Here is a 3,384-nt window from a genome sequence, read left to right as displayed (position 1 = left end):
GCCACCCAACGAGCAGGATCTAGCTAAAGGTCATTCTCGCGCAGTCAAGTTAGAAGGGGAACAAAAATAGGGCTTCACTCCCCATTTTCATCCTGACTAGCCCCGGCCAGAATCGGACGTTTAAATGAACTGTGAACGGGTAGGAGGGAGGGGGCTAAAATCTGGCATTTTCGCGTCCAATAAACTCGTTCTCTTTAATCGTTCACCATTTTGTGCCACATGGAGCTTTTTCTGAACGATTTTTGAGGGTGTTTCTTTTACTCGACCTTGTTCACAAGTAAACGGTCGTTTATAGGTGAACAAGCATGCCAGAAACGTAACTGATATGTATCAGTACGAATCATGTGCAGCGTCATAGTTACTATGATTCAATAGGGTAATCTTTGTCGCTGCATCTGCAGCGGCTATGAAACGTTCGTTTGACCGGTATTGAGTTTCGTGCCGGGTCGATAGGAAAGCCGTATTTGTTTGCCTACCTTTAAGCCAATCAGTTCACACTGAGTACCTTTCCCTGCTGCCTGACAATCAACCGGCCTAGCTGCTCTATACGCTACCGCGCAAATCAACCTATGGAGCATTGCATCGTTTATTTCAGTTTCTCCGTTAATCCTTTCTCCCAGGAAGACATTACAACCATCTTGGAAGAAAGCCGCCGGAATAATGCCGAGCATGATATTACGGGTGTGCTGCTCTATATGAATGGGAGCATCGTTCAAATCCTGGAAGGTCAACAGAAAGTCATCGAGGATTTACTCGGTCGCATAAAAAAGGATAGTCGGCACAAGGAGGTAGCACAGGTGTTTAGTCGTCCCATCAAAGCTCGTCTTTTCCCCGACTGGAGCATGGGCTATGAGACAGTGACATCCAGGGAATTGGCCAACATCAAAGAAATCGTGAATTTATACACCGATGAGCGGATCGCGATTGAAGCTGGGGAAAACATAGTCATTAAAATGATTAAGCTTTTCTACGAAAGCAACCGGCGCAAACAAGCCGAATACAGCTAAAACCAATCGATTACTTCCGCTTTATGGGGTATTTCTTCCAACGGACGGTCGGCCGCTGCCGGCAGATTTACACGTTAGTGAACTAATGTATTAGTTGAGTCCTGTATATCAAGTAGTTAGTAAGAGTATATCAATAAGGAAATCCTTTTTGATAAGGTAAACTACCCCCTCTAATTAAACAGATTGGCCATTTTTGTGGCTACTTTTCAGATACCCTTTTTGATAATAGACTGATTGTCAATGTCCGGCCATCTACTAACTATAAAATTCGTTGCTTAGCATGTAAATCTGCCCCGTTGGAAGAAGAAGGCCTCCACGCTGGACCAGAACTTAGACACCCAACTCGATGCGCTGCAAAAAGCAGATTGTGACGAAATCTTTCAGGATAAGATCACGGGTATCAGTACTAGTCGACCGGCTTTGGACGCCATGCTGTCTCAACTTCGTTCAGGCGATACCGTGATGGTAGCCCGCTTTTTTAGGCTGGGCCGCAGCCGAGATCACCTGATCAGTATGCTAGGAGACTTTGCCCGAAAGGGCATTCACTTTAAGGCGTTGGATCTGGGCGTTGATAGCAGTACGCCAGCTGGTAAATTAGTCTTACAGATTTTTGCAGCTTTGGCCGAGTATGATCGGGAAAGCATTCTGGAGAAAACCAGGGCAGGTCAGTTGCTGGCTAAGGCGAAAGGCAAACACATTGGTCGCCCCGCTGGGCTGGATGCGGAGAAATTCGCCAAGGTTAAGAAGGCTCTGGAGCGAGGCTTATCGGTATCCGAAACCGTCAGTCTGACCGGCATCAGTATGTCGAGTGTGAAGCGGTACCGAAAACAGCTCCTCAAGGCCTTTTAATAAGCCTTGCTTCCCAAACGACGAATTATGTACTCTCCGGCAAAACTACCCTTTGTGAGTAAGCGCTGTTGCCGGTTCTGTTCAGGCTGGATAGTAGGCTTTTGCCCTCGATCAGTTTGAGCCCCTGATCGTCCTGGTGCGGGGCCGTAGGACTGGGCAAGGTGACCCGATAGTTAATGGGCCTTGACTTTAGCGGCCCTTAAAAACTACCGGAGCCTGGTCGACTTATGGGGGTGTGGCATTGGCCATCAACAGATCGGGAAGGGGCTAAAAAGAAGGGTGTTATTCCGATCGTGCGGGACGCACGTTGAGTTTATCAGCCTGAGCAGACGGGGAAGATCCCCCTTTAGACGACGTGTGAGGAGGAGAGTCACTTCAACAGAATAAATAATGTATACCCTTTCTATCGGTACTCCTGGCTGAGATAGAGCGCGTACAATTTAGCGCGGGTTCGCTTCAGGCGCATCTTGACGGCACTCTCACTCAGGTCAAAGCGCTGGGCAATCGCTTTGACGGGGGTACCCTGTTCATACTTGAGCCGCAGCAAGGTGAGCTCTTCAGCCGAAAGACTACCCATCACCCCTTCCAGGGTTAGTAGCTGACTTTCAACCGGATCTGATGGATCCTCCTGGGCTAGAGCATTAACCACTTTATCCGACAAGGATTCGGTGCTGAGTCGTTTGCCAGCCTTGAGTTGATCCAGGCAGTAGTTATGGGCCACCGAGTAGAGCCAGGTGGAGAAGCTCGAGCGGTTCTCAAATGAATCTAGTTTATGGAAGACTTTGATGAAAATATCCTGGGTAAAGTCCTGGGCCGCTTCCGCGTCTTTAGTCATGGAGAGGCACTTCTGGTATACCGTTCCTACGTACTGCTCATATAAGTTCTCGAATGAGTCCGGTGCGGGTCGGGGCAATTGGCCGTCATTACGCAAGGCTTGTTTCATACCACAGGAGTAAAGGATCAATTAAGGTATCATTAACTACGAAGTTGAACATGAATTGGACGTTTTGGGTAAATAAGTGTCACAATAAATCAAAAAGTGGTCTTAAAACTTAATAGATAGATATAGTTTACAAGTTATGCGGTTTATGAATAAATAATTATACTATTTTGACAAGATGAGCATAGTTTCATAACCGATCATTAAGTCATAGCGTACTTTCAACCTCTACAAGGAGCGTGGAAATTTATTATACGGTACTTAGCAGCTGTTGGGTTGAGGTATGTATCCTGGATAATAGGCCATTTTACGGGCCCGGCGTACCATTCGCCCGTCCGTTAGACGGGTAGCTCACTCGATGGAGCTCGCTGAAACGGGTAGCGGCCGGTAGGGTTGTTAGGGCTCATTGGCCGGTTCCCGGCTTGTGGCCCAAGCCCATCGTTTAAGATTTTGTCTTGGTACGCGTATTGCAGGGATTTCATGAACGAAAGGGGTTGACCTATTTTTTGTACGAAAACAATAAGTAACGCTGAATTAACTATCAAAAACTACATTGCAGGAAGTAGTACATTCTTAAGAAAGTCACTA

The 3,384-nt window shown here is 47.0% G+C and carries 3 protein-coding genes; 2 read left to right on the top strand and 1 reads right to left on the bottom strand.

Translation table 11 applies throughout. From position 1 onward, the window contains the following. Nucleotides 1-569: 569 nt before the first annotated feature. Complete coding sequence (locus ACYVHB_RS32705) at nucleotides 570-1,007, top strand: BLUF domain-containing protein (RefSeq protein WP_461056262.1); 438 nt, start codon at nucleotides 570-572, stop codon at nucleotides 1,005-1,007. 288 nt (nucleotides 1,008-1,295) lie between these two features. Continuing rightward, entirely contained in the window at nucleotides 1,296-1,856 is a 561-nt protein-coding gene (locus ACYVHB_RS32700) for a recombinase family protein (RefSeq protein ID WP_461056264.1), read from the top strand. 403 nt (nucleotides 1,857-2,259) lie between these two features. Here the strand turns inward: ACYVHB_RS32700 and ACYVHB_RS32695 are convergent, their stop codons facing one another. Further along, complete coding sequence (locus ACYVHB_RS32695; protein ID WP_461056261.1) at nucleotides 2,260-2,787, bottom strand: RNA polymerase sigma factor; 528 nt, start codon at nucleotides 2,785-2,787, stop codon at nucleotides 2,260-2,262. Nucleotides 2,788-3,384: the final 597 nt, after the last annotated feature.

It is taken from the genome of Spirosoma arcticum, from assembly GCF_054779955.1.
The sequence above is the reverse complement of the archived record's forward strand: the minus strand, read 5'-3'. Positions and strand labels throughout refer to the sequence as shown.